Origin of the sequence: Pedobacter frigidisoli (assembly GCF_004331675.1) — a bacterium.
GTDB classification, from domain to species: domain Bacteria; phylum Bacteroidota; class Bacteroidia; order Sphingobacteriales; family Sphingobacteriaceae; genus Pedobacter; species Pedobacter frigidisoli.
Map to the genome: position 1 here is coordinate 1 of NZ_SJSN01000044.1, position 2,978 is coordinate 2,978.

At 51.1% G+C, this 2,978-nt stretch carries 1 rRNA gene; it reads left to right on the plus strand.

The features are described 5' to 3' along the window. Window positions 1–64: 64 nt before the first annotated feature. A 23S ribosomal RNA gene (locus tag EZ449_RS22325) occupies window positions 65–2,941 on the plus strand. Window positions 2,942–2,978: the final 37 nt, after the last annotated feature.

Sequence of the window (2,978 nt, forward strand, 5' to 3'; positions counted from 1 at the left end):
GGAATGAGACATCATGACAAGAGCAGAAAAAGCATACCGTACGGCGCAAAAGGCGTACAGGTAGAAGAAAGTAATAAAGAGTACACGGGGGATGCCTTGGCTCTCAGAGGCGATGAAGGACGTGATAAGCTGCGATAAGCTTCGGGGATCTGCAAATATGAATTGATCCGGAGATTTCCGAATGGGGCAACCCGGCATGTTGAAGACATGTCACATATAATGAGCAAACCTGCCGAACTGAAACATCTAAGTAAGCAGAGGAAGAGAAAATAACAATGATTTCCTAAGTAGTGGCGAGCGAAAGGGAAAGAGCCCAAACCATCCATGTTACGGCATAGGTGGGGTTGTAGGACTGCGACGTGGCATTGGCGAACAGAAGTGGAATGGGATGGGAAGCCCAGCGATACACGGTGATAGCCCGGTACACGTATAGGACGCCAGTCTAGCAGTATCCTGAGTACCGCGAGGTCGGAGACGCCTTGTGGGAATCTGCCGGCACCATCCGGTAAGGCTAAATACTCCTGAGAGACCGATAGTGAACCAGTACCGTGAGGGAAAGGTGAAAAGAACCCCGAACAGGGGAGTGAAATAGAACCTGAAACCGTGTACTTACAAGCGGTCGGAGCGTCCAGGTGGCGTGACGGCGTGCCTTTTGCATAATGAGCCTACGAGTTACTCCTCCCTGGCAAGGTTAAGTGTTTAAGACACGGATCCGAAGCGAAAGCGAGTCTGAACAGGGCGTATAGTCAGGGGGGGTAGACGCGAAACCTTGTGATCTACCCATGGACAGGTTGAAGGTGCGGTAACACGTACTGGAGGACCGAACCGATAAACGTTGAAAAGTTTCCGGATGATCTGTGGGTAGGGGTGAAAGGCTAATCAAACTGGGAAATAGCTCGTACTCCCCGAAATGTTTTTAGGAACAGCGTCGACGTTGAGTTATATAGAGGTAGAGCTACTGATTGGGTGCGGGGGAGTCAAATCCTACCAAATCCAGACAAACTCCGAATGCTATATAATATAGTCGGCAGTGAGGCCCGGGGTGCTAAGGTCACGGGCCGAGAGGGAAAGAACCCAGACCATCAGCTAAGGTCCCCAAGTTACGGTTAAGTTGAACTAACGAGGTCCGATTGCACAGACAGCTAGGATGTTGGCTTGGAAGCAGCCATTCATTTAAAGAGTGCGTAACAGCTCACTAGTCGAGCGATCGGGCATGGATAATAAACGGGCATTAAATCGTACACCGAAGCTATGGGATTGAAATATATCGGTAGGGGAGCATTCCATGTGCGGCGAATGTACCTGGTAATGGGTGCTGGAGCGCATGGAAAAGCAAATGTAGGCATAAGTAACGATAAGGCGGGAGAGAAACCCGCCCACCGAAAGGATAAGGTTTCCTGATCAACGCTAATCGGATCAGGGTCAGTCGGGACCTAAGGAGAACCCGAAGGGGAAATTCGATGGACAACTGGTTAATATTCCAGTACTATTCATAACTGCGATGTGGGGACGGAGTAGTGACACTGCCGCGATCTGACGGAATAGATCGTTAAAGGCCGTAGGTATATCGATGGTAGGCAAATCCGCCAACGATGCTGAAAGCTGATAGTACCGCGAGCCCTCGGGCGAGTGGATAGCGCAGGTAATCAGACTTCCAAGAAAAACCGCTAAGCTCCAGGTTATGAATACCCGTACCGCAAACCGACACAGGTATCCGGGAAGAGGATTCTAAGGTGCTCGAGTGAATCATGGCTAAGGAACTCGGCAAAATGGCCCTGTAACTTCGGGAGAAGGGGCGCTGGCAGCAATGTCAGCCGCAGTGAAAAGGCCCAGGCGACTGTTTAACAAAAACACATGGCTTTGCGAAATCGAAAGATGAGGTATAAGGCCTGACACCTGCCCGGTGCTGGAAGGTTAAGAGGGGATGTCATCCTCACGGAGAAGCATTGAATCGAAGCCCCAGTAAACGGCGGCCGTAACTATAACGGTCCTAAGGTAGCGAAATTCCTTGTCGGGTAAGTTCCGACCTGCACGAATGGTGTAACGATCTGGGCGCTGTCTCAGCCATGAGCTCGGTGAAATTGTGGTCCCGGTGAAGACGCCGGGTACCCGCAACGGGACGGAAAGACCCCATGCACCTTCACTACAATTTAACATTGACATTGGGTACAGGATGTGTAGGATAGGTGGGAGGCTTTGAAGCGGCGTCGCTAGGCGTCGTGGAGCCAACGTTGAAATACCACCCTTTCTGTATTCGGTGTCTAATCCCACGTTGTGGGAGACATTGTTTGATGGGTAGTTTGACTGGGGTGGTCGCCTCCAAAAAGGTAACGGAGGCTTTCAAAGGTAAGCTCAGTACGCTTGGTAACCGTACGCGGAGTGCAATAGCATAAGCTTGCTTGACTGTGAGACATACAGGTCGATCAGGGTCGAAAGACGGATATAGTGATCCGGTGGTTCTGCATGGAAGGGCCATCGCTCAAAGGATAAAAGGTACGCTGGGGATAACAGGCTGATCTCCCCCAAGAGCTCATATCGACGGGGAGGTTTGGCACCTCGATGTCGGCTCGTCACATCCTGGGGCTGGAGAAGGTCCCAAGGGTTCGGCTGTTCGCCGATTAAAGTGGCACGCGAGCTGGGTTCAGAACGTCGCGAGACAGTTCGGTCCCTATCTGTTGTGGGCGTAGGAATTTTGAGTGGGGCTGACCTTAGTACGAGAGGACCGGGTTGGACTAGCCTCTAGTGAATCTGTTGTTCCGCCAGGGGCATTGCAGAGTAGCTACGCTGGGAATAGATAAGCGCTGAAAGCATCTAAGTGCGAAACTAGCCACGAGATGAGAGTTCCATATAGGACCGTAGGAGACTACTACGTCGATAGGCTACAGATGTAAAGGTGGCGACACCATAGTCGAGTAGTACTAATCATCCGAGGCTTTCAAAGGCAACATACTGTTGTTTGCTCCTCTAACTAACTTCTT